This window comes from Actinomadura macrotermitis (assembly GCF_009604375.1).
GTDB classification, from domain to species: domain Bacteria; phylum Actinomycetota; class Actinomycetes; order Streptosporangiales; family Streptosporangiaceae; genus Spirillospora; species Spirillospora macrotermitis.
On the sequence record NZ_WEGH01000003.1, the window covers coordinates 101,227 to 127,276 of the forward strand.

The following is a 26,050-nucleotide window of genomic DNA, read 5'->3' on the forward strand; positions in this document are numbered from 1 at the left end:
AGCAACGGCCGGGTTCCAAAGATCGTGTAACCGGTGTTATGCCGCTGAACATCGGATACCGATCCGGCGGTCAGTACGTGAGCTGGCCGCGGTAATCCGGCACCGCGCCGTAGCGTCCCGCGCCGTAGTCGAGCTGCCAGCGCAGGTAGGCCACGCTGCGCGGGCAGCCGGCGGCCAGCGAGCCCAGGATCTGGTCCGCCTCCAGGCTCAGGTCGCGGGCGCGGGTGCGGACCACGCCGGCGTCGGCGAGCAACAGCGCGTGCACCTCGGTCGACAGCCGGCCCGGGCGGTGACTGGCCAGGTCCGTGGCCAGCCGCAGGATCTGCTGGATCAGCTCGCTGGCCCTGCGCAGCGGGGGCAGGTGGCGCAGCGAACGCGGATCGCCGACGGTGATCCAGTAGGTGAGGTTGACCCAGGAGGTGCCCATGTTGGGGGCGATGCGCAGGTACTCCTCCAGCGTGACCGGGGGCAGGCCGCCGACCTGCCGGTCCACCGCGTCGCGCCCGGTGTCGCGCTCGGTCGCCAGCACGATGCCGCGCAGCGCCTTCCATTCCCACTCGCACGCCATGGCGTGCAGCATCCGCCGCAGCTCCTCGCGCCACGCCGAGCCCAGCGCCGCCCCCACCGGCCCCGGCTCGGCGAAGGCCGGGGTGGCGGCCGTCTCGCGGTACAGGTCGGCCAGGAACCGGGCGAGCGGGTCGTCGGGACCGGGCTCGGCGCCGTGGGCGACCTCCATGCACCGCCGCACGATGGCGAGGATCTCGGTCAGGTACACCGACTGGGTGTGGATGAGCGCGTCGGCGGCCAGCACCCACATCGATGCCCGCGCCGGGACGCGCAGCTGCTCAAGGGTGCAGCCGGGCCCCGCCGCCGAGACCGCCCGGGCGACCAGGTCGGCGATGGCGCGGAAGGGGCGGTCGGGGAAGCGGGCGGCGTTGAACAGCTCCGGGTACTCGGCCATACAGGCCCGCAGGTCCCGTTCGAGCCGCGTCCTGAGCGCGCCGGGCCGGCCGGCTTCGGACGGACCCTGGGCGGAGGGGGCCATGGGTGCTCCTCGGGGCCTGGATCAGCGTGGTGTGACGATCAGCCGCACCGGATCGCGCGGCTGCAGCGTCAGGGACAGTTTAGGCATGACGGAATCGGCGACCTTGACCTGATATCGACTCAGCAGCGCCGCGACGATCAACGTGGCCTCCTGGTAGAAGAACGCCTCCCCCAGGCACTTGTGGACGCCGTCGCCGAACGGCAGGTAGGCCAGCGGGTGGCGGCGCTGCACCTGGTCGCGCTCGAACCGGCCGGGATCGAAGCGCAGCGGGTCGGGCCAGAACTCGGCCAGCCGGTGCGTCAGGTACGGCGAGACCACCAGGGTGGACCCGGCCGGGATCGGCACTCCGCCCAGCACGTCGTCCTCGGTGGCCATGCGCGGGACGGCCCAGCCCACCGAGTGGATCCGCATCACCTCGCGCAGCACCTGCTGGGTGTAGCCGAGCCTGCGCACGTGCTCGCGCCCGGGCCGGCCCGAGCCGATGACCTGGTCGACCTCCGCCCGCACCCGCTCGGCCACCTGCGGATGGGCCGCCAGCGCCGCCCAGATCCAGGTGAGCCCGATCGCGCTGGACTCCGAGCCGGCGACGAACAGCGCGATGATGTCCTGGCACACCTGGTCGTCGGTCAGCGGCGCACCGTCCGCGCCGACGCCGTTGGACAGGCGGGTCACCACGTCCTGGCCGTCCCGGGGGCCGCTCCGGGCGGCGGCCACCACGGGCCGCAGGATCTCGTGCACCGTCCGGGTGGCGCGGCGGAACGCCCGGTCGCCGGGCAGCGGGATCGCGTGCGGCACGAACGGCATCGCCATCCGCCACAGCAGGGAACCCATGGCGGTCGCGATCGCCTCCCCCAGGCGGTCGCCCTCCCCCTCGGGGATGAGCCGGCCGAAGAACACCGGGTCGACCACCCGCTGCACCACCCGGGTCATCTCCACGCCCGCGTCCACCGGGCGGTCGGGGCCGCTGCGCGCCGCCATCTCCTCCACCGCGGCGACGATCGAATCGCTCATCTGCTCACCGGCCTGCGCCAGCTGGCTGCCGGAGAACGCGCCCCGCAGGATCTCGCGGCTGGCGTGCCACTGCGGCCCCTCGCCCGCGATCCCGTCGCCCGTCAGCCGGCCCAGCGCCTGCCACATCGCCGCACCGCGCGGGTAGTTCCCGGCGTTGGTGCGCAGGATCTGCTGCAGGTGCTCGGGCCGGGTGACCAGGTAGGGGGTGAACGGGCCGAGCCGCAGCCGGGTGATCTCACCCTGCGCCTCGCCGAGCTCGTCCAGCAGTCCCAGCGGTCCCCCGCGCCGCACCAGCGACATGACGCGCCGGAGCGGCACCTCACGCACCGAAGGCCGCGCGGCCGCTGACAAGGTGGGCGCTTGTGCGTCGATCGACATGGAGGCATCCCTCACTGCTCGCGTGGAAACTGGCAATCGCATCGGCTACGCAACAACAGGGGTTCGTCGGTGGGTGATGAGATCGTTGATGGATTCCGGCGCTGCAGGGCGGGATCGGTGTCGGCGTCTCCTCGTGGTCGAGCCGCCCGAACATGGCGGCAAGTGATCACAGGAAGTATCACATAACGGTCATACCTCCTCAAGATCGTCGAGGAGTGACAAGAACCGTGCCTCCGGCCGTCGCGCAGGACGGCCGTACCTGGCTCATCGACGCAAGGGAGCGACCATGCGCTACCGCACACTCGGCAGTTCGGACCTCGAGGTCTCGGAGATCTCGCTGGGGTCCTGGCTCACCTACTCCGGCGGCATCGAGGCGGACGCGACCCGCGCCTGCACCGAGGCCGCGTTCGAGGCGGGCGTCAACTTCTTCGACACCGCCAACGTCTACGGGCGGGGCGCCGCCGAGACGGCCTGGGGCGAGATCCTCTCGGGCCGGCCTCGGGACTCCTACGTCCTGGCCACCAAGGTCTGGGGGCAGATGTCCGACGACCCGGCCGACCGGGGCCTGTCCCCGGCGCAGATCGCCAAGCAGATCGACGCCTCGCTCGTCCGGCTGAAGACGGATCACGTCGATCTCTATCAGGCGCACCGCTTCGATCCCGCCGTGCCGATCGAGGACACCGTCGAGGCGCTCCAGAAGGTCGTCGAGCAGGGCAAGGCCCGCTATCTCGGTTTCAGCGAGTGGACCCCCGAGCAGATCCAGGCCGCCATCGACATCGCCGGGCCCGGGCTGTTCGTGTCCTCCCAGCCGCAGTACTCCATGCTGTGGCAGGCCCCCGAGGCCGAGGTCTTCGGGCTGTGCGCGGCCAACGGCATCTCGCAGATCGTGTGGTCGCCGCTCGCCCAGGGCGTCCTCACCGGCAAGTACAAGCCCGGGCGGCCCGTCCCCGAGGGGAGCCGGTTCGCCAGCGCGGAGATGGCGGTGTCCCAGGACCTGGTCTACAGCGAGGCGACCCTGCGGGCGGTGCAGCGCCTGGTGCCGATCGCCGAGGAGGCGGGGATGAGCATGGCCACCCTGGCGCTGGCCTGGGTCCTGCGCCGTAATGAGGTCGCCTCCGCGATCACGGGCGCCTCCCGCCCCGAGCAGGTGCACGCGAACGCCGCCGCCTCCGGGGTGGAACTGGACGAGGACCTGCTGACCGCCGTCGACCAGGCCCTCGGCGACGTGCCCGTCACCGGGCCGATCCTCGCCCCCTACGCGCAAAGCGGCATCAAACACCGCTGACCGGGGCGGCTGGGCGGGCGAAGTCCTGCCCGGCCTCCGGCCTCACCGTCACCGCCTGCCCCACCGTCCCCTGGCCCTCCTGGGGTGGGCGGCGGCGCTGTCCGGCCTCGGGTCCGGCGCCGGAGAGATCCGCCACTCCAGCAGCGCCTGGCTCGCCCGTTCGTCCGCGGCTGGGAACGACCCGCTGAAGGTCCTCGCGCACTGATCCAGGGCGGCCACCGCGGCGGCTCGGGCCTTACGGATACCGAGGCCGTCCAGGAGGGGGCACCCGTAGCTACGTAGTTCTGCGGATAGTGCGGAGAGGGCCGCTCGGCCGATCCTTGCGCTGCAGCGGGACGTGCGGACGAGGAGGCGGCGAAGTGACGATCATTGAGGGGGATGCCACGCTCGACCGAGCGCTCCGCTCGTGCGTGCCGGAAGTGGCGGCGGAGGTCACGGTCCGGGTCCGCAGGCGGATGCCGGAACTCGGCGGTGCCGGGTATCTGGACTCGTTCATGGAGGAGCTGATCGACCACTTCGTCGACCTGCTGGCCGAGCCGGGCCCTCCGTCCGAGGAGTTCCTGCTGCGGGCACGCGAGGCCGGGGTCCGCGAGGCGGGCGAGGGACGCTCCTTCGACGTGCTGCCCGCCGCGACGAGGCTGGCCGCCGGGATAGCGATCGCGCGGTTGACCGAGCACGCCGAGCGGCTCGGCTTCCGCGTGGGGATCAGCACGATCGGGAAGGTCACCCAGTCGGCGTTCGCCTGCACCGACCGCATCGCCGATGCCGTCATCGCCGGGCACGGGGGCTTCCGGGCGCGCAGGCTCGCCGAGGACGAGAGGCGCCGGCGCGAGCTCCTGGATCTGCTGCTGGGCCCCCGTCCCGGGCTCGCCGAGGTCAAGCAGGCGGCGCGGCAGGCCGGCTGGCCGATGCCGCGCACCGTCGCCGTCGTCGCGCTGCGGCCGTCCGGATCGGCCGACGGGTGGCCCGTGGTCCCGGCCGACGCGCTCCCGGGCCTGCATCTGGACGAGCCGTGCCTGATCGTGCCCGACCCCGGCGGTCCCGGGCGGCACCGGCGGCTCGAGGCCGACCTGCTCGGCTGGGCGGCGGCGATCGGCCCGACCGTCGGCGTGACGGACGCGGCGTGCTCGCTGCGGTGGGCGCGCCGCACGCTGGCGCTGGTCAGGTCCGGCCGGATCAGGCCGGACGACCGGCCGGTCCGATCGGCCGACCACCTGTCGCGGCTGATGACATCGTGGGGCGCCGACCTGGTGGACCTCGTGGCCGCCGACCGGCTGGCGCCGCTGGCCGCCGTCCGGCCGTCGCTGCGCCGGGAGCTGGAGGTGACGCTGCTGGCGCTGCTGGAGTGCCACTTCCGCGCCGGCCCGGCGGCGACGCGGTTGCACGTCCACCCGCAGACCGTCCGCTACCGGCTCCGCAAGCTCGAGTCGCTGTTCGGCGACGGGCTCTACGAGCCCGGCGTCCAGCTGGACATGCACCTGCTGCTGCACGCGCGGCACGCCACGCCAAACCCGGACTGACCTGCTGTTACCGCGCTAGCGGGGCAGATCGGTATCGGCTACCGTGCTGGTGTCATGGACCTGCCGCGCGTCGCCACCAGCTATGTCGGCCGCCGGCGCGAGGCCGCCGAGGTGCGGGCGGCGCTGCGGGCCGGGCAGCTGGTGACGCTGACCGGTCTCGGCGGGGTGGGCAAGACCCGGCTCGCCGAGGCGGTCACGGCGCAGGCCGCCCGCGGGTTCGCCGGCGGCGCCGTCTTCATCGATCTGACCGAGCTGCGGGACGGCGCGCTGCTGGCGGACCTGGTCGCCACCCGGTCCGGCCTGCACAACAGGTCCGGGCAGCCCGCGCTGCGGCTCGTGCTGAACCACCTGCGGGAACGGGCGGCGCTGCTCGTGCTGGACAACTGCGAGCACGTGGTGGACGAGGCGGCCGCGTTCGTCTCGGCGGTCCTGGACGAGTGCCCGCGGGTGGCGATCCTCGGCACCAGCCGGCAGTCGCTCGGTGTGCGGGGCGAGCGGGTCCTGCAGGTCCAGCCGCTCGCGGTGCCGCCGGACGACGCCGATCCGCCGCTCACCGAGCTCGCCCGCTACGACGCCGTCCGGCTGCTGGTGGAGCGCGCCTCGGCCATCCTGCCCGGCTTCGCCCTCACCCCGGACAACCGTGCCGCGGTGGTCCGGATCTGCCGGCAGCTGGACGGGCTGCCGCTGGCGATCGAGCTGGCGGCGGCCAGGCTGCGCTCCCTGTCGCCCTGGCAGCTGGCCGACCGGCTGTCGCGGCGGCTGCCCCTGCTGACCTCCAGCCCGCGCACGGCGCCCGAACGCCAGCGGACGCTGCGCGCCACCATCGACTGGAGCTTCTCGCTGTGCTCGCCGACCGAGCAGGCGGTCTGGCGGCGGGCGTCGGTGTTCGCGGGGACGTTCGACCTGCCGGCCGCGGAAGAGGTGTGCGCGGGCCCCGGGCTCGCCCCCGACCAGGTGCTGGACGCCGTGGACGGCCTGCTCGACAAGTCCGTCCTGCTGCGGGAAGGGCAGGGCGAGATCGTCCGCTACCGGATGCTGGAGACGATCCGCGAGCGCGGCCACGAGCTCCTGGACGCGGCGGGCGAGCGGCCCGCGGTCTCCGGCCGGCACCGTGACTGGATCGACCGGCTGACCGCGGCGGCGGACACGGCCTGGGCCGGGCCGGAGCAGCTGCGCTGGATCGTCCGGCTGAGGCTGGAGCAGGCGAACCTGCGCGCGGCCCTGGAGTGGTCGCTGACCGAGCCGGGCGAGGCGGGGGCGGTGCTGCGGATCGCGTCCCGGCTGGACGAGTACTGGACGTTCTTCGGCCACAGCCTGGAGTGCCGCCAGTGGCTCGACCGGGCGCTCGCCGCGACGCCGGCCGACCATCCCGACCGGCCGCGGGCGCTGGCGTTCTGCGCGCTGCACTCCGCCTGGGTCCTCGATCTGGACGGCGCGGCCGACCGGCTCGCCGAGGCCGACCGGCTCGCGGCGGGCGCACCGGGCGAGCTGCAGCGCGCCCTGCTGACCTACGTCCGCGCCCTGGTCGCGCAGCTCAGGACGGACGTGAGCGCCGCCGACCTCGCCGCCGAGGCGGCGGCGGCCTTCCGGGCGCACGGGGAGGTCCGGCGGGAACTGCACCCGCTCTGGATCTACGGGGTCTCCAGCGGCTACCGGAAGGGAGAGGTCGCCGAGGGCAGGCGGGCGCTGCACCGGATGCTGGAGCTCTGCGAGGCCCGCGGCGAGACCCGGTACCGCGCCATGGCCCAGTTCGGGCTCGCCTACCTGGAGGTCGAGCGGGGCGACGCCGGGGTCGCCGAGGAGCTCGCCCGCGCGTCGCTGCGCAATCTCATGAAGATCGGTGCGGGGTCGGGGACCGCGTACCTGCTCGACAATCTGGCCTGGATCGCCGACCGCAAGGGCGAGCATGCCCGGGCCGCCACGCTGTTCGGCGCGGCGGCGTCGCTGTGGCAGGCGATCGGGTCGGCGCCCGAGATCGCCGTGTCCGGCCCGCACCGCGCGCACAAGGCGAGCACGCTGGCCGCGCTCGGCGGCGAACGCTTCACCAGGGCGTTCGCCGCCGGGCGCGGCATGAGCGGTGAGGAGGCGGCGCGGTTCGCGCTCGATCCGGCGGGCGCCGGCGAACCGGCCGCCGGCGCCCGGCCGGGATCGCTGACCGGGCGCCAGTGGCAGGTCGCCGGGCTGGTCGCCGAGGGGCTGTCCAACCGGGACATCGCGGCCAAGCTGGTGATCTCCCAGCGGACCGCCGACACCCATGTCCAGAACATCCTCGACAGGCTCGGCTTCCGTAAGCGCGCTCAGATCGCGGCGTGGTTCACCGAGCAGCGCTGAGCGGTCATCGGAGCGCGGACCACAGGTCGCAGTTGTGCTCGGCGGAGAAGTCCGCGACCCGTCCCGGCGCGGGCGGGACGTAGGAGATCATGTGCGGTGCGGCGGCGGAGAAGGCGGGCCATTCCCCGCTCCCGGCGGGCCGCCGGTTCTTGGCGAAGCCGGTCCAGTGCCTGCGCATGGTGGCGGCCAGCCTCTGCTGGTCCGGTGCGAGCGGTGCCGGGAAGACCGCGTTGCCCACGTCGAAGAGGTACTGCAGCTCCGACGCGTGCGAGGCGCCGTAGGGGAAGGACACCGGCGGCAGGTAGAGCTGGGGCGCGTTCCGGTCGTTGAACTCGTAGGCGTAGGTCGGGACGCGCTCGGACAGCCAGCCGTCGAGCTCGCGCGCGGGGCAGGCGAAGCTCGCGTCGGTCGCGGCGGCGGCCAGCGCGGACGCCGGGCTCGGGTAGCGGCCGAGCGGGTACCGTTCGGCGACCCGCGCGGCCTGTGCGGCCGAAACGCCGGTCATGCCCTGGATGCCCGCCAGGTAGGTGTCCGGGGTGACGCGCTGCCCGGCCAGGTCGTAGCCGGTCGCGACGAAGTAGGTGGACTCGTCGTGCGTCGTCCCGTTGACCACGGGGACCCGGTGGAAGGCGCCCGTGCGGAACGCCTCGTCCAGCGACCGGGGCAGGACGGCGCCGTCGGTCTGCAGGAACATGAGCGGCTGCTGCCTGCCGAGCAGTGCCGACGGCGGGAGCGCGCGCAGGCAGGCCGCCTGCCCGCCGGGGCAGCCGGCCGCGGCGGCGAGCGCCGCGCCGTCGGACTCGGCGCTCGCGCGCGTCTGGAGCCTGAGGTTGTAGGCGCCGCTCTGGCTGATCGCGGCGGAGAACAGCCCGGCGGAACCGGGTGAGGTCAGCTGCGCGAGGACGCTGTCGCCGCCGGCCGACTCGCCGAAGACGGTGACCCGGCCCGCCTGCCCGCCGAAACGGCCGATGTTGCGCTGGACCCAGCGCAGCGCGGCCTGCTGGTCCATGAGGCCGTAGTTGCCGGTGGAGCCGTCGGCGGCGGCCAGCGCCGGGTGCGCCAGGAAGCCCAGGGCACCGAGCCGGTAGTTGAGGGTGACGACCACGGTGCCCTGCTCGACCAGCTTGGCCGGGTCGTAGTTGCCGCCCGCCCCCGACACGAACCCCCCGCCGTGGATGTAGACCATCACCGGGTAGCGGCGTCCGCTCCGCGAGGCGCCCTTGGGCGTGTAGACGTTCAGGTAGAGGCAGTCCTCGGAGGTGGGCGCCGTCGTCTTCTGGACGCAGCGGGGCGAGAAGGCCGTCGCCTCGCGCACGCCCCGCCACCGGGCCGCCGGCCGCGGCGGCCTCCAGCGCAGCTCCCCCACCGGCGGTGCGGCGTAGGGGACGCCGAGGAACCGGTCGGCCGCCGGCGTCGTCGCGCCGCGCAGCGCCCCCTTGTCGGTGTGGACGACCGGCGCGCCGGTGGTCCCGGCCAGGGCCGGGCCCTGCGGGACGCCGGCCGACAGGACCGCGGCGATCCCCGCCGCCAGGACGCTCTTGCTCGTCAGCTTCATCAGCCGGCCTTCCGGGTGTCGATGGCCTCGCCGAACAGGTTCCAGCGCTCGCCCTTGAACCGCTGGAGCTGCAGCGTCTCCAGCGGGTAGCCGTCCTGCGGGGTGGTGTTCATCGCGATGCCGGGCAGGAGCAGGTCGGAGTGGACGTCCTTGAGGTCGCGGACCGCCTCCATCAGGCCCTCCCTCGTCGGGCACTTCAGCGCGCCGAGCGCCTTGTCCATGGCGCTCGCCGAGGCCCAGCCCAGGCTGTAGAAGGCGTTCGAGGAGTCCAGGCCCGGCGCGTACTTCCCCAGCTTGTCCTTGTAGAGCCTCATCTCCGCGTCGCCGCCCCACTGCGGGTCGGAGGGGTCCTTGAGGAACGCCGCGGAGACGATGTTCTGCACCCGGTCGAACCCGACGGGCTTCAGGACCGTCGCGGACGAGGCGACGTTGTTGATGATGTGCACCGGGTTCCAGCCGGTGTTGTTCGCGTCGGCGGCGAGCGCCTGCGTGCCGAACTTGGGCGTCGTGATGTCCAGGAGCACGTCCGCCTTGGAACCGGCGAGGAGGCGCATCTGCGGGTCGATGCTCGGGTCGGTGACCTCGTAGCTCTGCTCGGCGACCACCGTCACGCCGCTGCCCTTGATCTCGTCGGTGAACCCGCTGCGCAGGTCCTTCCCGAAGTCGTCGTTCTGGTAGAGGATCGCGACCTTGGCCTGCGGCTTGTCCTTCTTGAGGTACTGGGCGTAGACCCGTCCCTCCGAGGAGTAGCTGGGCTGCCAGCCGATCGTCCACGGGTGCTTCACCGGATCGGCGCCCCACTTGGACGCGCCGCTGGAGACGAACACCTGCGGCACCTTCTGCTGATTGGCGTACTGCATCACGGCCGCCGACGTGGGCGTGCCGAGCGTCTGGAACAGGGCGAAGACATGCTGCTCCTCGACCAGGCGGCGGGCCTCCTCGACCGACTTGGGCGGCTGGTAGCCGTCGTCGCGGACGGTGAAGTCGATCCTGCGGCCGTTGACGCCGCCCTTCTCGGCGTTGACGTAGTCGAAGTAGGCCTTGACGCCCTTGGGGATCTGGCCGTACGCGGACGTGGGGCCCGACAGCGGGTAGATGCCGCCGAGCTTGATGCTCTTGGCGGTGATGCCGGTGGTCTGCTGGCCCTTGCACGCGCCCTCGGCGGAGGTGGCGGCGCCGTCCGCGCCCCGGCCGCCGCACGCGGTGGCGGCGAGCAGCAGCGCGGCCGCGGCCGCGGTGCAGCGGATCGTCGTGGCACGCAGCGTCTTGTCGGACATGGGGCTCACTTCTTTCGTTGGATGTGTGCGGCGAAACGGCCCGCGCGGCCGGCCAGGCCCGCGAGCCCGGTGGGGGCGAGGTACATGACCGCGATGATCAGGACGCCGAAGACGACGTTGGGCGCCGCCTCGTTCAGGCCCTGCGAGAACGTCGGCACGAACATCACGAACGCCCCGCCCAGCAGCGGCCCGGCCGTCGAGCCGAGCCCCCCGACGACGATGCCGGCGAGCAGCATGATGGACAGGTTGACGGTGAACGAGTCGGGCGACACGAACGCGATCACCCAGGTGTTCACCGCGCCCGCGGCCCCGGCGAACATCGCGCTCCACGCGAACGCGAGCGTCTTGTACCGGGCGAGCCGGACGCCCATGACCTCGGCCGCGGACTCGTTGTCGCGCAGGGCGTGCAGCGCCCGCCCGACCCGGGACCGCAGCAGCGACCAGGCCACCAGGCCGCAGGCCGCGGCGATGGCCAGGGCGAGGAGGTACAGCCACTGGTCCCGCGCCAGGCCCGTCCAGGCCGGCGGCTCCGGGTGGGCGAGGGTGAGGCCCATGGATCCGCCGGTGAGCGACCCGAACCGCTTCAGCAGCGGCACCAGGAAGATCGCGATGGTCATCGTCACCAGCGCCAGGTACAGGCCGCGCAACCGCAGCGTCGGGACGCCGAGGGCGAAGCCGAGCACGAACGTCACCGCCATCGCGGCCGGCAGCGTCAGCAGGTACGGGACGTCCCAGCGGTCCATCATGATCGCCGCGGCGTAGGAGCCGAGGGCGAAGAAGCAGCCGTGCCCGAGCGAGATCTGCCCGGCGTGCCCGACCAGCAGGTTCAGGCCGAGCAGCGCCATCGCGTAGACCAGGACCATCGTCAGCTGGAACACCCGGAACGGCGCGAGCTGGAACGGGGCGGCGCAGGCCGCCGCGGTGAGCAGGGCCAGGGCGGCCCAGCGCCAGTGGCGGGCGAGGCCGCCGGAGGCCGGCGAGGACTTCAGGGAAAGGGGCGTGCTGCTCATGCGCGTTCCACCGCCGCGTGTCCGAAGAGTCCCTGCGGCCGGAACAGCAGGACGATGATGATCACTGCCAGCGGGACGCCGACCTTCAGATCGGAGCCGATGGCGTGCACGTAGGCGCCGGCGAGCGTCTCGGCGACGCCGACGATCAGCCCGCCCGCGACCGCGCCGACCGGGCTGTCGAAGCCGCCCAGCGTCGCCGCGGCGAACGCGTAGATCAGGACGCCGCCCATCATGTTGGGCTCCAGGAACAGCACCGGCGCGACCAGCACCCCCGACACCGCGCCGACGAGCGCGGCCAGCCCCCAGCCGAGCGCCAGCATCCGGCTCACCCCGATCCCCGACAGCCGCGCCGACTCGGGGTTGCTCGCGACGGCGCGCATCGCCAGCCCGATCCTGGTGTAGCGGAACAGCAGGTAGAGCAGCCCCATGACCGCGGCCACCACGCCGAGCACGCCGAGCGTGGAGTAGCCGAGGGCGACGCCGCCGGCGCGCAGCGCGCCGCCCGGGAACGGGCTCGGGAAGTCCTTGATGAGGAACGACCAGATCCACCCGGCCGCCGCGTTCACCAGCAGGAACAGCCCCAGCGTGACGATCACCAGGGTCAGCTCCGGGGCGCCCTCGACGGGCCGGATGAGCACCCGCTCGATGAGCATGCCGCCCGCGAACGAGATCGCCAGCGTGAGCGCGAGGGCCGCCCAGAACGGCACCCCGGCGTGCACGAACTGCCAGGCGATGAAGGTCGAGAACATCGCGAGCTCGCCCTGGGCGAAGTTCACGATGCCGGTGAACCGGTAGATGAGGACGAGGGCCAGCGCGAGGCCGGCGTAGATCGCGCCCGTGCCGAGCCCCTCGATGACCTGCTGCACGAATCCCGCCATGGCTAGCCCACCCCGATTCCGAGGTAGGCGCGGGCGGTCTGCTCGTCGTCGCGGATCTCCTGCGCCGAGCCGGACAGCACGATCCGCCCGGTCTCCAGCACATGCGCCCGGTGCGCGAACTCCAGGGTGAGATGCGCGTTCTGCTCGACCAGGATCACGGTCGTGCGCTCCTCTTCGTTGACGGTCTTGACGATGTGGAACAGCTCCCGGGTGACCAGCGGGGCCAGGCCGAGGGACGGCTCGTCCAGCAGGATCAGCCGCGGCCGCGACATCAGCGCCCGGCCGATCGCGACCATCTGCTGCTCGCCGCCGCTGAGGCTCCCGGCGGCCTGCGCGCGCCGCTCCTTCAGGACGGGGAAGTAGCCGTAGACCCGGTCGATGTCGGCCGCGATCCGGGTGCGGCCGCGGCGGGTGTAGGCGCCCAGCCGCAGGTTCTCCTCGACGGTCAGCGGCGCGAACGTGCCGCGGCCTTCGGGGACGTGCGCGACGCCCAGCCGGGCGACGGCCTCCGGCCGGCGGCGCGGCAGGTCCGCGCCGGCGAGGCGGAGGACGCCCTCGGTGCGGATCATCCCGCACAGCGCGCGCAGCAGCGTCGTCTTGCCGGCGCCGTTCGGGCCGAGGATCGCGCAGATCTCCCCTTCGGCGACGCCGAGATCGACGCCGTGCAGCACCCGGCCCGCGCGGTACCCCGCGTGCAGCCGCGCGACGTTGAGGAAGGTGCCGTCGTCCCGCCCGGTCATGCCGCGCTCCCCAGGTACGCGTCCCGGACCGCCTGGTCGTTCTGCACCTCGGCCGGCGTTCCCTCGGCGATCTTCCGCCCGAACTCCAGGCACACGACCCGGTCGCAGGTCCCCATGACGAACCCCATGTGGTGCTCGACCACGATCACCGTCAGGTCCCGCTCGGCGCGCAGTTCCCGCAGCAGCGTCGCGAACTCGCCCACCTCACCGTGGCTGAGCCCGTTGCAGGGCTCGTCCAGCAGCAGCAGCCGCGGCCGTGCCGCCAGGGCGCGGGCCAGCTCGATGCGCTTGAGCGTCCCGAACGGAAGACCGGTCGCCGGATGCCCGGCGACGTCGGCGAGGTCGAGCCGGCGCAGCAGCGCGTCGGTCTCGGCGCGGAGCGCGGCCTCCTCGCGGCGCACCGACGGCAGCCGGAGGCCCGCCGACAGGAACCCCGCGCGCGCCCGGCCGTGCGCGCCGACCAGGACGTTGTCGCGCACCGACATCTGGGGGAACAGCCCCAGGTTCTGGAAGGTCCTGGCGATGCCGAGCGACACGATCGCGTGGGGCGGCACCGACAGCAGGTCGGTGCCGGCGAACCCGACCGTCCCCGCGTCGGCCCGGTAGCGCCGGGTCAGGCAGTTGAACAGGGTCGTCTTGCCCGCGCCGTTCGGGCCGATCAGGCCGACCATATGGCCGGGCTGCACGGTGAAGCCGACGCCGGCGAGCGCGGTGATGCCTCCGAAACGTACGGTGAGGCCGGATACTTCTAGCATGGGGGCTCCCAGTGGGACCGCATGGCCGATCTCCCCTCAGCCGGTGAACCGGCTGATCCAGGCGGCGAGATCAGCGGTGATCTCGTCGCTGCCGATCTCGTTGAGCAGGTGGTGCCGCGCACCGGGATAGGTGCGGTAGGTGACGTCGGTCAGCCCCGCCCGCCGGTACCGGCGGACGAGCAGGTCCGACAGGGTGAGCCCGGCGTTGAGCGGGTCGCACTCGCCGACCATCACGTAAAGGGCGAGGCGGGACGGGAGCGATACGGGCTCCGCCAGGCGCAGCGCGGCGGCGTACATGTCCCGCAGGCCGTCGGCGTCGAGCGGGAAGGCGCACAGCGGGTCGGCGACGAACGCGTCGATGAACGCCTCGTCGCGGCTGACCCAGTCGTAGCGCGTCCGGACCGGCTGGAAGGCGGCGTTGTAGAAGCCGATCCGGTCGGGCTCGCGCTCCAGTCGGTCGAGCAGGCCGTCCAGGGCGGTGGTCCCGGTCAGCACGACCCCGGTCGGCAGGCCGGCGCGCTCCAGCAGGAGCTGCTGCACGGCGTACGAGCCCATGCTGTGGCCGATCAGGACGAGCGGCAGGCCCGGGTGCCGGGCGCGCAGGCGCTCGCCGAGCCTGCCGAGGTCGTCGACCAGGAGGTTCCAGCCGTCCTCGCCGAGGTGGCCGGGGCCCTCCTTCATCGACCGGCCGTGGCCGCGATGGTCGTTCGCGTAGACGGCGAAGCCGTGCCGGACGAGCGACCGCGCGAACCCGGAGTACAGGCCGCCGTGCTCGCCCATGCCGTGGGAGAGCTGGACGACGCCGCACGGCTCGCCCGGCGGCCGCCATTCGTGCACGTGGAGCCGCAGGCCGTCGGCTCCGGCGAAGGTGAACATGGGTCAGCGCCTCTTCAGCAGGTCGGCGACGCGGGAGCGGATCTCGGGGGTGTCCAGGCCGCGGAGCGTGAGCGTGGTGCGGCGGCGCAGGACGTCGTCGGGGGTCTCGGCCCATTCGTGGTCGCGGGCGTAGACGACCTGCGCCCAGATGTCGGGGCCGTCGCGGTGGACGGGGGCGCCGAGCCCGGGGTCGCGGCGGATGAGGTCGGCGATGTCGAACGCCAGGGTGCCGTAGTGCGTCGCCAGGTGGGCGGCGATGGCCGGGTCCATGGGCTCGCCGGTGGAACGGTCCGCCACCAGGCGGCGGGCGACGGCGGTGGGCAGCGCGATGCCGGGCAGCGGCATCGCGCGCAGCACGCCGGTCCCGGCGCCGAGCCGGTCCAGGACGACCTTGCCGATGTGCCGGTAGGTGGTCCATTTGCCGCCGGCGATGGAGAGCATGCCGCCGCGGCCCTCGGTGATGACCGTCTCGCGCCGGGCGGTCGTCACCTCGCCGGGGCCGCCGGGCAGGACGCGCAGGCCGGCGAACGCGCAGGTGACGTCGGCGCGGTCCAGCCCGCCCAGGGCGTGGCCCGCCTCGCCGAGGATCCGCGCGATGTCCTCCTCGGTCGCCCGGACGTCGGCGGGTTCGCCGTCGTAGGGGTCGTCGGTGGTGCCGAGCAGGAGGTGGTCCTCCCAGGGGATCGCGAACGAGACGCGGTACTTGTCGACGGGGATGGTGACGGCGGCCCGCCACGGTTCGTGCCGCTTGAGCACGACATGCGCGCCTTTGGACAGCCGGACGGTCGGTGCCGCCGCCGGGTCCTCCAGCGCACGGACCCGGTCGACCCACGGGCCGGTGGCGTTCAGGACCAGCCGGGCCGACACCTCGAACCCGGTACCGTCCAGCCGGTCCCGCAGCGCCGCGCCGGCCACCCGCCCCGCCGAGGTGAGCAGCGCCTCGACGGCGGCGTGGTTGAGCACGACGGCCCCGGCGGAGACCGCGGCACGGACCGTCATGATGGCGACACGGCTGTCGTTCATCTGGTGGTCGGTGTAGACGGCCGCGGCGCGCAGCCCCGCGGTCTTCAGCGCGGGCACCTGCTGGACGGCGTGGTTGCGGCCGACGATCCGGCCGGCTCCGTCACCGAACGCCGACAGGGCCGAGTACAGCAGGACGCCCGCGCCGAGCTTGGCGGCGCCGTGCGGGCCGTCCTGGTAGATCGGGATGAGGAACCTGCGCGGATTGACCAGATGCGGCGCGACGTCGTCGGCGAGGCTCCGGCGCTCGCGGTGGTTCTCCGAGACGAGCCGGACGTTGCCGGTCTGCAGGTAGCGGAACCCGCCGTGGACCAGCTTGGTGGACGCGCTGGACGTCGCGCCCGCGAAGTCCCCGGCGTCGACGAGCGCGACCCGCAGGCCCGCCTGCGCCGCCGTCCACGCCGCCGCGATCCCCACGATCCCGCCCCCGATGACCAGGAGATCGAAGGACCCGCGCCGCAACTCCTCCCGTATCTCCTCCCGCGTGGTGCCGGCGGGCGCCGTTGTTCTTCCCAGCATCGGTCAGATCCCCTCGATGACGTCGTCCTCGTCGAGCCAGCCCTTGGCCAGCTCGACGGCCTTGCGGTACTTGCGGTACTGGCGGGCACCGAGCCCCGTGCCGGGTTCGGGCGTCCAGGCGGCGCCGTGCCGCCGGCCCGCGCGCAGGGCGTCCAGGTCGGGCCACACGCCGGCGGCCAGACCGGCCGCGTAGGCCGCGCCGAGGCAGGTGGTCTCGGTCATCTCCGGCCGCGCGATCCGCACGCCCAGCACATCGGCGAGCATCTGCATGAGCAGGTCGTTGGCGGTCATCCCGCCGTCCACGCGCAGTGATTCCAGGCGGAGCCCGGAGTCGAGCGCCATCGCGTCCATGACCTCGCGGGTCTGGTACGCCGTCGCCTCCAGGACCGCGCGGGCCAGATGCCCGTGCCTGGCGAAACCGGTCAGCCCGGCCAGGATGCCGCGCGCGTCCGGGCTCCAGTGCGGGGCGAACAGCCCGGAGAACGCCGGCACCAGGTACAGCCCGCCGTTGTCGGGCACCGAGCGCGCGAGGGTCTCGATCTCCGCGGCGCCGCCGATGACGCCCAGCCCGTCGCGCAGCCACCGGGTCAGGGATCCGGTGTTCGCGATCGAGCCTTCGAGCGCGTACACGGCGGGCTCGCCGCCGAGCCGGAAGCCGACGGTCGTCAGCAGCCCGTGCGCGGAGGGCACCGGCTCGCGGCCGGTGTTGAGCATCAGGAACGCGCCCGTCCCGTACGTCGACTTCGCCTCCCCGGCGGAGAAGCAGGCCTGCCCGAACAGCGCGGCCTGCTGGTCGCCGAGCGCGGCGGTGATCGGCACGCCCTCCAGCACGCCGCAGGCACGCCCGTAGACCTCGGCCGACGAGCGGATCTCCGGCAGCATCGCCCGGGGAACGCCCATCGCGGACAGGGCGCCCTCATCCCAGTCCAGGGTCCGCAGGTTCATCAGCAGCGTGCGGGAGGCGTTGGTGACGTCGGTGACGTGGACGGCGCCGCCGGTCAGGTTCCAGATGATCCAGGTGTCCAGCGTGCCGAACAGGAGCTCCCCGCGCTCGGCGCGCTCCCGGGCCCCGGGCACGTGGTCGAGCAGCCACCGGATCTTCGGCCCGGAGAAGTACGAGGCGAGCGGAAGCCCGGTGTCCCGCGCGAACCTGTCCCGCCCCGGCCCGGCCGCCAGCTCCGCGCACAGCGGCTCGGTGCGGGTGTCCTGCCAGACCAGCGCGTTGTGCACCGGTCGTCCCGTCGCGGGGTCCCACACGACCGTGGTCTCCCGCTGGTTGGCGATTCCGACGGCCGCCAGGTCCGCGGCGTCCACGCCCGCGTTCCGCAGGCCTCCGGCGACGACCTCCTGCACCCGCGCCCAGATCTCGACGGCATCGTGCTCCACCCAGCCCGGTCGCGGAAGCAGCTGCCGGTGCTCTCGCTGGTGGCTTCCGAGCACCGTGCCGGCCGCGTCGAAGACCATGCACCGGGTCGACGTCGTCCCCTGGTCGATGGCCGCGACAAGGCGCTGCGACATGCGCGCTTCCCCCTTACTGGATCGGCCTTTCGGGACCGCAAACAGTAAGGAGCCTTCAGAAGGCGAACTACGACACCTCTGATAACGCCCGTGTGAACGTTGTCATCGGGAGATAACGCACCGAACCGGAACGTCTTTACCGTGGCCGGGCGATCCATCCCCCACCCCGGGGCCCCGCACCGCCGGCCGTGCCGAGCCGCCGACCTGCGGCGGGGCCTCGTGAGGAGCACCATGAGAATCGATCTCCGTCGTTCCCTGGCCGCCGCACCCGCCCTGTTCGCCCTCACCCTCGGCGCCGCCGTCCCCGCCGCCGCCACCACCGCCGCGGCCCCCGCGGGCTCCGTCCGCGCGGCGGTCACCGAGTACCGGCGCGGCCCGGCCCCCACGCAGGAGGGCATCCGCGCCGCACGCGGGCCGTTCACCTACTCCGCGGTCAAGATCACCGCGTCCCAGGCCGCCGGCGCGTTCGGCGGCGGCACCATCTACTACCCTGACGACACCACCCAGGGCACCTACGGCGGCATCGCCGTCTCTCCCGGCTACACCGGCCCCGAGAGCTCCATCGCCTGGCTCGGCCCGCGCCTGGCGTCCCAGGGCTTCATCGTCGTCACCATCGCGACCACGTCCCTCTACGACCAGCCCACCTCACGCGGCCGGCAGCTTCTCGCCGCGCTCGACTACCTGACGGCCAAGTCGCCCGCCGAGGTACGCCGGCGCCTCGACGCCGGCCGCCTCGCCGTGTCCGGCCACTCGATGGGCGGCGGCGGTGCCCTGTACGCCGCCTGGTCGCGCCCCGGCCTCAAGGCCGCCGTGCCGCTCGCCCCGTACAACACCATCAAGGACTGGTCCGGCATCACCGTCCCGACCCTCGTCCAGGCCGGCACCCGCGACACCGTCACCCCGGTCGCGACCTACGCCGAGCCGATCTACCAGAGCCTCACCGGCGCCCGTGAGCGCGCCTACGCCGAGGTCTCCGACGCCACCCACCTCACCTTCACCGCCGAGGACCAGCTGATCGGCTCCCTCGAGGTCGCCTGGATGAAGCGGTTCCTCGACGGCGACACCCGCTACGACCAGTTCCTCTGCCCCGCTCCGGCCGACCCCCGGCTCACCGAGTACCGCGACTCCTGCCCCACCTCCTGAGCCCCCGGCCGGTCACTGGAACCCGGCGCGCTCCCGCTCCTGCGGGAGCCTCGGGACGGAGGCCAGCAGCTCGCGGGTGTAGTCGTGCCGGGGCGCGGTGAAGATCGGGCCCACGTCGCCGGTCTCGACGATGGCGCCGTCCTTCATCACCGCCACCCGGTCGCTGACGTGGTAGATCACGCCGAGGTGGTGCGAGATGAACAGGTAGGCCACGCCGAGGTCGGCCTGCAGGTCGGCGAGCAGGTCCAGGACCTGGGCCTGGACCGAGGCGTCCAGGGCCGACACCGGCTCGTCGCAGACGATGACGCGGGGGCTGGGCGCCAGCGCGCGGGCGATGGCCACGCGCTGGCGCTGGCCGCCCGACAGGTGCGCGGGGCGGCGCTCCAGGAGGGAGGCGTCCAGGCCGACCCGCTCCAGCAGCTCGGCGGCGCGGCCGCGGCGGGTGCGCCGGGGCTCGCCGCCGACCTCCAGGGCCTCGTCCAGGATGCGGCGGACGGTGAAGCGCGGGTCGAACGAGCCGAGCGGGTCCTGGTAGACCACCTGGATCCGGCGGCGCAGCTCGCGCCGCTCGGCCCGGCCGAGGCCGCGCCAGGGGCGCCCGTCGATCTCGGTGTCGCCCGCGTCGGGGTCCAGCAGGCCGAGCACCAGCCGCGCCGTCGTCGTCTTGCCCGACCCCGACTCCCCGACCAGCCCGAACGTCTCGCCCGCGCGCAGGTCGAACGAGACGCCGGCCACGGCGGTGCGGCCCTTGAAGGACTTGACCAGGCCGTCCGCGCGCAGCACGACGTCGCCGGGCGTGCCGCGCTCGCGCCGCACGCCGGCGCCGCCGGACAGCCGGGTGCCGCGCGCGTGCTCGCGCGGGACGGCGGCCAGCAGCGCCCTGGTGTAGTCGTGCGCGGGGGCGGTGAGCACGTCGGCGGTGCGGCCCTCCTCGACGAGCACGCCGTCCTTCATCACCGCGACCCGGTCGGCCAGCTCGGCGACGACCGCCAGGTCGTGGCTGATCAGCAGCAGCGCGGTGCCGGCCGCCTTGCGCTCGGCGAGCAGCCGCAGGATCTGCGCCTGCACGGTGACGTCCAGGGCCGTGGTGGGCTCGTCGGCGATCAGCAGCGCCGGGTCGCACGCGATCGCGGACGCGATCAGCGCCCGCTGCCGCAGCCCGCCCGACAGCTCGTGCGGGTACTGCGCGGCGCGGGCCTCGGGCTCGGGGACGCCGACCGAGCGCAGCAGTTCGGTGACCTTGGCCCGTTCGCCGGCGCGCGGGACGGCGCGGTGCAGCCGCAGCGCCTCGGTGATCTCCCTGCCGACGGGGCGCAGCGGGTCCAGCGACACCAGCGCGTCCTGCAGGACGTAGCCGATGCGGGTGCCGCGCACGTCGCGCCACTGGCGCGGGCCGAACGCGGTCGCGTCGCGCCCGCCGACGCGGAAGGTCCCGGTGGTGACCGTCGCGCCGTCGCCGGGCAGGCCGATGAGGCTGCGCGCGGTGACGCTCTTGCCGGAGCCGGACTCGCCGACGAGCGCGAGGCACTCGCCGGGGCGCACCGTCAGCGAGACGCCGCGCACGGCCTGGACGCCGCCGAACGAGACGTGCAGGTCGGCCAGCTCTACGAGGGGTGTGGTCATGGGGTGTTCCTTCCGGGCGGGCGGGGCGCGAGAGGCCGCCGGGCCCGGGAGGCCGCGGGTCCGGTCGGGGTTACAGCAGGGACAGCAGGTCGTCCAGGCCGGCCTTGATCTCCGCGACGCTGCGGCCCTGGTGGCGGCGCTGGAAGACCACCAGGCTCGGGGTGAGCGGGGCCAGCAGCGCCTCGGCGAGGTAGTGCACGTCGCGCCCGGGCCGCAGCTCGGCCAGGAGCGTGACCACGTGCAGGCGCCGGACGGCGTGGTGGCCGTTGCCGTAGCGCTGCTCGGGCGTGGTGTTCTCGGTGATGAGCAGCAGCTCGGGCTGCTCCTCGACCCGGTCGACCAGCGCGTGCAGGAAGGCGCGCAGCCGGTCGGCGGGGCCGGCGCCGGGGCCGAGCGGCGGCGGCCCGAGCATGAACGCCTCCTGGAAGCACCGCTCGCCGTCGTCCAGCAGGGACAGCAGCAGCCCGGCGCGGTCGCCGAAGCGGCGGTAGACCGTGCCGACGCCCACCTGCGCGGCCTGCGCGACCTCGGCCAGCGAGAACCCCTCGGGGCCGGACTCGGCCAGCACGCGGGCCGCCACCTGGAGGATCTTGCGCCGGTTGCGCACCGCGTCGGCGCGCTCGGCGGGGTCCTGGCCGACCACCGGCAGCGCGCCGCCCGATCGGGTCGTCATCGTGCCTCCTCGGCGTCCGCCCGCCCCGCAGTCTAACGGGGGCGCCGGCCCTCACCGGGGGTCCCGGTCCCAGGTGAGGGCGGCGCGGAACGGGCGCCCGCCGACGGTGTCGCGGCGCACCAGGACGAGGCGGCCGCCGTCCAGGACGACCTCGCGGTGCTGGTCGGTGCCGTCCCAGGCGGGGTCGGAGGAGACCAGCACCGTGTGGGTGACCCGGCCGCCGTCCGGCGACAGCCGCCAGGTCCCGGTGTAGCCGATGTAGCCCTGGTCGCCGGACAGGTGGACCGACATGTAGCCGTCGCGGCCGTAGTACAGCGACCCGCGCGGGCGGGGGCCGAGCGGGCCGTCGTGCGGACGGCCCGCCGGGTCGTACTCCAGCATCGCGATCAGCAGCCAGTGCCCCGCCAGGTCGGCTGCGGCGGCCACGCTCAGGCCGGCGCGCCGGCGCGCAGCCGGGCGGTGATCTCGGCCAGGTAGGCCCCCTGGAAGCGGGCGGCGGCGAGCGCCTTCTCGTCGGGGGCGTCGCCGGCGAACTTGGTGGGGTGCGAGACGCCGTAGGGGTTGCCGTAGGCGTCGGGGACGCTCGGGTCGTTGTAGCCGGGGGGCACGATGACCGAGCCCCAGTGGAACGCCTGCAGGTAGAGCGCGATGAGCGTGGCCTCGCTGCCGCCGTGCAGGTTGATGGTGCTGGTGAAGGCGGTGAAGGGCTTGCTGGTGAACGTGCCGTCGAGCCAGAGCTGGCCGGTGGTGTCCAGGAACTGCTTGAGCTGGGCGGCGACGTTGCCGAAGCGGGTCGGGGTGCCGAACGCGTAGGCGTCGGCCCAGCGCAGGTCGTCGTGGTCGGCGACCGGGACGGCCGGGTGCACCTCGTCGGTGTGCGCGCGCCAGGCCGGGTTGGCGTCGACGGCCTCCGGCGGGGCCAGCTCGGCGACCCGGCGCACCCGCACCTCGGCGCCGGCCTTCTCGGCGCCCTCGGCGATGGCCTGCGCGAGGCCGTGCACGTTGCCGGTGGCGGAGTAGTAGATGACGGCGATCTTCACGGACATCGTGGACTTCCTGTCTGGGGGCAGCGAAGCGGAATGTTTCCGTTTCAAGCGTAGGCAGCGCGGCGGGCAGCGGGCAACCCCTATCCGGAATGTTTCCGGATAGGCGGGTCAGCGGGTCGCGGTGACCAGCCGGTCGAAGCCCGACAGCGCCCGCACCCGCACGTCGCGGAAGCCGGCGTCGGCCAGCCAGCCCGTCACCTCGCCCGCGGTGTAGCTGGGGCCGCCGCGCTGGTCGACCAGCATGTGCAGGCTGACCAGCAGCCCGGCGGCGCTCGCGGCGTCCCGGGCGTCCTCGACGAGGGTGTCCACGATCAGCACGGTGCCGCCCTCGGGCAGGGCGTCGAAGGCGCGCCGCAGCAGGAGCCGCCGCACGTCCTCGTCCCAGTCGATGAGCACGTGCGCGAGCAGCACCGCGTCGGCCGGCGGGAACGGGTCGGTGCGGAAGTCCCCGCCGGCGAAGCGCAGCCGGTCCGCCGTGCCGTACCGGGCCACCGCGCGGCGGAACCCCGGTTCGGCGGTCGGCAGGTCGAACCCGGTGCCGGTCAGGTGCGGGTGGGTGGCCAGGACCCGCGACAGCAGCGCGCCGTCGGCGCATCCGATATCGGTGACGGTCCGGACGCCCTGCCACAGGTCCAGCCCGGCCAGCGCGGCCCGCAGCGCCGTCGAGGCGCCCGCCATGGCGCGCTGGAAGTCCGCCGCCACCTCGGGGTCGGCGTGGATGGCGTCGTAGGGCGCCGCGCCGCCGTAGGACTGGGACTCCCCCGTCCGCAGCGCCTCGGGCAGCCGGCCCCACGACCAGTACCAGTGCCGGCCGACGTATCCGAGCAGCCCGCCGAGGTAGGGGTCGGCGTCGGGATCGGCCAGGTAGCGGGCGGTGACCGGCGTGGTGCCGTACCGGCCGTCCGCGCGGGCGAGCAGGCCGAGCGCGGCGAGCGTGTCGAGGAAGTCGAGCGCGCCGCGCGGGTGCAGGCCGACGCGGTCCGCCAGCTCGGCGGCCGGCAGCGGCCCGTCCGCCAGGGCCGGGAACACGCCGAGGTCCACGGCCGAGCGCAGCACCTGCGAGAGCATGAAGTCGGTGGACAGCCCGCGCAGCCCGTCGCCGCCGTCGGCCGCGAGCAGCTCGCGGACCGGCCCGGTGGTGTGGCGGCCGGTCACCTCCACGGCCTGCCCGCCGGCGAACCGCCAGACGTGGGTGAACGGCGCGGTGCCGGTGACGCCGGTCAGGGAGCCGCGCAGGGCCGCGGTCCCGAAGACCACGACGCGGTCGTCGGCCTCGACGATCTCGTCGGGCTCGGGCCGGCTCTCCAGCAGGGCGTGTTCCCGCGCGAGCAGTTCGCCGATCTCCTCCGGGCCCTTGGCGACGCCGCTCAGCTCCACGTCCTCCAGGCCCGGCGGCGCGTGCCACACCGCCTCGGGGCCGAACACCGCGACCGCGGCGTCCAGGTCGCCGCGCCCCCAGTCCGCGTAGAAGCCGCGGACCGCGTCCGAGCCGTTCCCCATCGCCGTTCTCCTCGTCTTCGTTCGAGCGCCGAGCCGGTCGCGCAGGCCGTCGAGCAGCGCGGCGGTGCCGTCCGGCCCGGTGGCCGCGCCGTACACGTAGAAGTCGGGCCGGATCAGCACCGCCTGCGCGTCGTGTCCCGCCAGGAAGGGCAGCAGCGTCTCGCCTGTGTCGGCGACCGCCCTCCCGTCGTGGTCGCCGCCTGCGGGGACCACGTGGACGGCCCGGCCGCCTAGCGAGGCGAGCAGATCGAGGCGCGCGGGGTCCAGCAGCGTTTCCGGCGGGACGGAGGTGAGCAGGACGAAGCCGGTGCCCGCGATCTCGTCGAGGCGGGCGGTGCGCCCGCCCCGCGTGACGGTGCCGTTCGGCGCGAGGTCGCCCGCGGCGGCCGATCCCTGGTGCAGCAGGCCGCCGTGCAGCCGCTGGACCTCCAGGACCGGCCCGTCGTCGCCGGCGCGGGCGGCCAGCAGTTCGGCGTCGCGGGCCGCGGCGGCGGCCGGGTCGGGTTCGCAGATCACCCGGCCGAGCTCCACCGACCGGTCGATGGCGGCCTGGACGTGCGCGCGCCGCTCCTCGGTGTAGGTGTCGAGCAGGTCGGCGTCTGCGCGCCCGTCCTGGATCAGGTTGAGCTTCCAGGCCAGGTTGCGGGCGTCGCGGAACCCCGAGCAGAGGCCCTGGCCGGCGAAGGGCGGCATGAGGTGCGCGGCGTCCCCGGCCAGCAGGATCCGGCCGTCCCGCCACCGCGCGGCGTGCCCGGCCCGGAAGGTGTAGACGGCGTGCCGGTCGAGGGTCGCCTCGGCGCGGGACTCGCCGCCGAGCTCCAGCAGCCGCCACGCCGCCTCGGGGGTGTTCAGCTCCTCCAGGGTCTCGCCGGCGATCCGCATGAACTCCCAGCGCCGGTGCCCGGGACCGGCGGCGACCGAGGTGCGGGGCCGCGCGGGGTCGCAGATCTGCAGGTTGTCGGGGTCGTAGTGCTTGCCGGTGGTGATGTCGCAGATCAGCCAGTCGTGGCTGAAGCCGCGCTCCTCGAAGGGGGTGCCGAGGGCGCGGCGCACCGCGCTGTTGGCGCCGTCGCAGCCGATCGCCCAGGACGCGGTGACGCTCAGCCGCTCCCCGGCCGGGCCGGTCGCGGTGACGGTGACGGTGTCGCCGTCGGCGGCGACGTCGATGACCTCGTGGCCGCGCAGCACCGTCAGGCCGGGCAGTTCCGCGCCGCGCGCGATGAGGGCGTCCTCCAGGCCCGGCTGGTACATCGAGGTGACCGCCGGCCAGCCCTGCGGCCCGACCTCGTGCAGGCCGGTGAAGGCCAGCAGCTCCACGCCGTCCTGGTTGCGCCAGACGTAGTCGCCGAGCGGCCGTCCGTTCGGGCCGAGCGAGGGGTCGACGCCCGTCGTGGCGAGGATCCGCGCGGACTCGGCGTCGTAGGCCACCGCGCGGGGCAGCGGGTAGGGGTCGGGCCAGCGCTCCAGGACCAGGACCTCCCGGCCCGCCTGGGCGAGCAGGACGGCCAGGACCTGCCCGACCGGCCCGTACCCGACGATCACGATCTCGGTCTCACGCCGGGACGTCATCGCCCGCCCCCTCGGTGATCTCGTGGACGGCGGCGGCCAGGTCGGCGGCGGCGACCAGGACGCGGGTGCTCTGCGCGCCGTCCTCCACGGTGGTGAGCAGGCGCCCGACGAGCACCCGCTGGCCGTTCCCGGTGGCCCGCGAGCGCATGACCGAGGTGGGCTCCAGGAGCCGCCCGTCGGGGGTGCACCCGGCGCCGCCGACTCCGGCGTACCAGTCGGCGAAGCGCCGGGGCCGGTCCGCGAACCGGTACAGGGGCTGCCATGCGCCGCCCTTCGGCCGCCGCTCCACCACGTACCGGCCGGTCGCGTCGACCGGCACCCGGTAGGCGACGCCGTACTGCTCGACCTCCTCGGGCGCGACCCGCAGCGGCTCGATGAAGCCGGGGCCGGCGAAGCCGACGTCGGCCAGCCACAGGTCGGCGCCGAACCGGACGCCGACCAGCATGTGGGCGTCGGCGGTGCTGAACCGGCCATCGGGCTCGCGCAGCGCGGCGCCGAGCAGGTGCGCGTCGAAGCCGAGCGCGCCCAGCAGCCGGTGGAAGGACCCGGCCAGCTCCAGGCAGTTGCCGCCGCGCCGGTCGCGGACGATCCGGTCGAAGGAGGCGTCCAGGTCGATGTCGGCGGCCACCAGCCCGGCCCGGCCGCTGCCGATCCAGTGCGCGTTGTCGTAGGGCAGGCGCCGCACGTGCTCCAGGTGCAGGCGGCGCAGTGCCGCGGGGTCGGGCCGCTCGGGCGCGGCCAGCCCGAGCGTCGCCAGGTATGCGGCGGGGTCGAACAT

General features: G+C 74.1%; 21 protein-coding genes. 4 read left to right on the forward strand and 17 right to left on the reverse strand.

What is annotated here, in order from left to right; translation table 11 throughout:
- Positions 1-70 precede the first annotated feature (70 nt).
- On the reverse strand, positions 71-1,045 hold the full coding sequence (locus ACRB68_RS21690; protein ID WP_153535419.1) for a terpene synthase family protein: 975 nt from the start codon (positions 1,043-1,045) through the stop codon (positions 71-73).
- Positions 1,046-1,066: 21 nt separating this feature from the next.
- Positions 1,067-2,434, reverse strand: coding sequence for a cytochrome P450 (locus tag ACRB68_RS21695; protein WP_153535421.1), 1,368 nt, complete (start codon positions 2,432-2,434; stop codon positions 1,067-1,069).
- Positions 2,435-2,720: 286 nt separating this feature from the next.
- Here ACRB68_RS21695 and ACRB68_RS21700 point away from each other — a divergent pair, with 286 nt between their 5' ends.
- The 3 genes from ACRB68_RS21700 (at position 2,721) to ACRB68_RS21710 (ending at position 7,570) form a co-directional block, all read left to right on the forward strand.
- Positions 2,721-3,719 carry an aldo/keto reductase family protein gene (locus tag ACRB68_RS21700; protein ID WP_153535423.1) on the forward strand — a complete coding sequence of 333 codons (999 nt, stop codon included), beginning with the start codon at positions 2,721-2,723 and terminating at the stop codon, positions 3,717-3,719.
- A gap of 359 nt (positions 3,720-4,078) precedes the next feature.
- A complete protein-coding gene (locus ACRB68_RS42540) occupies positions 4,079-5,239 on the forward strand; it encodes a PucR family transcriptional regulator (protein ID WP_153535425.1) in 1,161 nt (386 codons plus the stop codon).
- Between the two features lie 54 nt (positions 5,240-5,293).
- Positions 5,294-7,570 (forward strand): ATP-binding protein, encoded by a 2,277-nt coding sequence (locus ACRB68_RS21710; protein ID WP_153535427.1) that lies wholly within the window; start codon positions 5,294-5,296, stop codon positions 7,568-7,570.
- Positions 7,571-7,574: 4 nt separating this feature from the next.
- On the opposite strand, the gene ACRB68_RS21715 is transcribed toward ACRB68_RS21710, so the two are convergent.
- Genes ACRB68_RS21715 through glpK form a run of 9 tightly spaced genes read right to left on the reverse strand, consistent with a single transcriptional unit; the run spans position 7,575 to position 17,718 of the window.
- The gene (locus ACRB68_RS21715) at positions 7,575-9,125 is read right to left on the reverse strand and encodes a carboxylesterase/lipase family protein (RefSeq protein WP_153535429.1); all 1,551 of its coding nucleotides are present in this window, start codon (positions 9,123-9,125) and stop codon (positions 7,575-7,577) included.
- Positions 9,125-10,402: an ABC transporter substrate-binding protein gene (locus tag ACRB68_RS21720; protein WP_153535431.1), complete on the reverse strand. Its 1,278-nt coding sequence runs from the start codon at positions 10,400-10,402 to the stop codon at positions 9,125-9,127. The genes ACRB68_RS21715 and ACRB68_RS21720 overlap by 1 nt, the downstream gene beginning before the upstream one ends.
- 5 nt (positions 10,403-10,407) lie before the next feature.
- Entirely contained in the window at positions 10,408-11,412 is a 1,005-nt protein-coding gene (locus tag ACRB68_RS21725; protein ID WP_153535432.1) for a branched-chain amino acid ABC transporter permease, read from the reverse strand.
- Complete coding sequence (locus ACRB68_RS21730) at positions 11,409-12,290, reverse strand: branched-chain amino acid ABC transporter permease (protein WP_153535434.1); 882 nt, start codon at positions 12,288-12,290, stop codon at positions 11,409-11,411. Before ACRB68_RS21730 ends, ACRB68_RS21725 begins: the two co-directional genes overlap by 4 nt.
- A gap of 2 nt (positions 12,291-12,292) precedes the next feature.
- On the reverse strand, positions 12,293-13,030 hold the full coding sequence (locus ACRB68_RS21735) for an ABC transporter ATP-binding protein (RefSeq protein WP_153535436.1): 738 nt from the start codon (positions 13,028-13,030) through the stop codon (positions 12,293-12,295).
- Positions 13,027-13,785, reverse strand: coding sequence for an ABC transporter ATP-binding protein (locus ACRB68_RS21740; RefSeq protein ID WP_153535438.1), 759 nt, complete (start codon positions 13,783-13,785; stop codon positions 13,027-13,029). Before ACRB68_RS21740 ends, ACRB68_RS21735 begins: the two co-directional genes overlap by 4 nt.
- A 36-nt stretch (positions 13,786-13,821) precedes the next feature.
- Positions 13,822-14,661: an alpha/beta fold hydrolase gene (locus ACRB68_RS21745; RefSeq protein WP_153535440.1), complete on the reverse strand. Its 840-nt coding sequence runs from the start codon at positions 14,659-14,661 to the stop codon at positions 13,822-13,824.
- Positions 14,662-14,664: 3 nt separating this feature from the next.
- Positions 14,665-16,200: a glycerol-3-phosphate dehydrogenase/oxidase gene (locus ACRB68_RS21750; protein ID WP_153535442.1), complete on the reverse strand. Its 1,536-nt coding sequence runs from the start codon at positions 16,198-16,200 to the stop codon at positions 14,665-14,667.
- A 3-nt stretch (positions 16,201-16,203) separates the two neighbouring features.
- Positions 16,204-17,718 (reverse strand): glycerol kinase GlpK, encoded by a 1,515-nt coding sequence (gene glpK, locus ACRB68_RS21755; protein WP_153535444.1) that lies wholly within the window; start codon positions 17,716-17,718, stop codon positions 16,204-16,206.
- A 231-nt stretch (positions 17,719-17,949) separates the two neighbouring features.
- On the opposite strand from glpK, the gene ACRB68_RS21760 reads away from it, so the two are divergent.
- A complete protein-coding gene (locus tag ACRB68_RS21760; RefSeq protein WP_153535446.1) occupies positions 17,950-18,861 on the forward strand; it encodes an alpha/beta hydrolase family protein in 912 nt (303 codons plus the stop codon).
- A gap of 12 nt (positions 18,862-18,873) precedes the next feature.
- On the opposite strand, the gene ACRB68_RS21765 is transcribed toward ACRB68_RS21760, so the two are convergent.
- The 6 genes from ACRB68_RS21765 to ACRB68_RS21800 form a co-directional block, all read right to left on the reverse strand.
- Positions 18,874-20,484, reverse strand: coding sequence for a dipeptide ABC transporter ATP-binding protein (locus ACRB68_RS21765; protein ID WP_153535448.1), 1,611 nt, complete (start codon positions 20,482-20,484; stop codon positions 18,874-18,876).
- A 70-nt stretch (positions 20,485-20,554) separates the two neighbouring features.
- Positions 20,555-21,157 carry a TetR/AcrR family transcriptional regulator gene (locus tag ACRB68_RS21770; RefSeq protein WP_153535450.1) on the reverse strand — a complete coding sequence of 201 codons (603 nt, stop codon included), beginning with the start codon at positions 21,155-21,157 and terminating at the stop codon, positions 20,555-20,557.
- A 51-nt stretch (positions 21,158-21,208) separates the two neighbouring features.
- Positions 21,209-21,583: a lipocalin-like domain-containing protein gene (locus tag ACRB68_RS21775; RefSeq protein WP_328594559.1), complete on the reverse strand. Its 375-nt coding sequence runs from the start codon at positions 21,581-21,583 to the stop codon at positions 21,209-21,211.
- Positions 21,584-21,585: 2 nt separating this feature from the next.
- Positions 21,586-22,203, reverse strand: coding sequence for an NAD(P)H:quinone oxidoreductase (wrbA, locus tag ACRB68_RS21780; protein WP_153535452.1), 618 nt, complete (start codon positions 22,201-22,203; stop codon positions 21,586-21,588).
- 108 nt (positions 22,204-22,311) lie between these two features.
- Positions 22,312-25,272, reverse strand: a complete 2,961-nt coding sequence (locus tag ACRB68_RS40575; protein ID WP_207709788.1) for a bifunctional 3-(3-hydroxy-phenyl)propionate/3-hydroxycinnamic acid hydroxylase — start codon at positions 25,270-25,272, stop codon at positions 22,312-22,314.
- A complete protein-coding gene (locus ACRB68_RS21800; protein ID WP_153535454.1) occupies positions 25,256-26,050 on the reverse strand; it encodes an arylamine N-acetyltransferase family protein in 795 nt (264 codons plus the stop codon). The genes ACRB68_RS40575 and ACRB68_RS21800 overlap by 17 nt, the downstream gene beginning before the upstream one ends.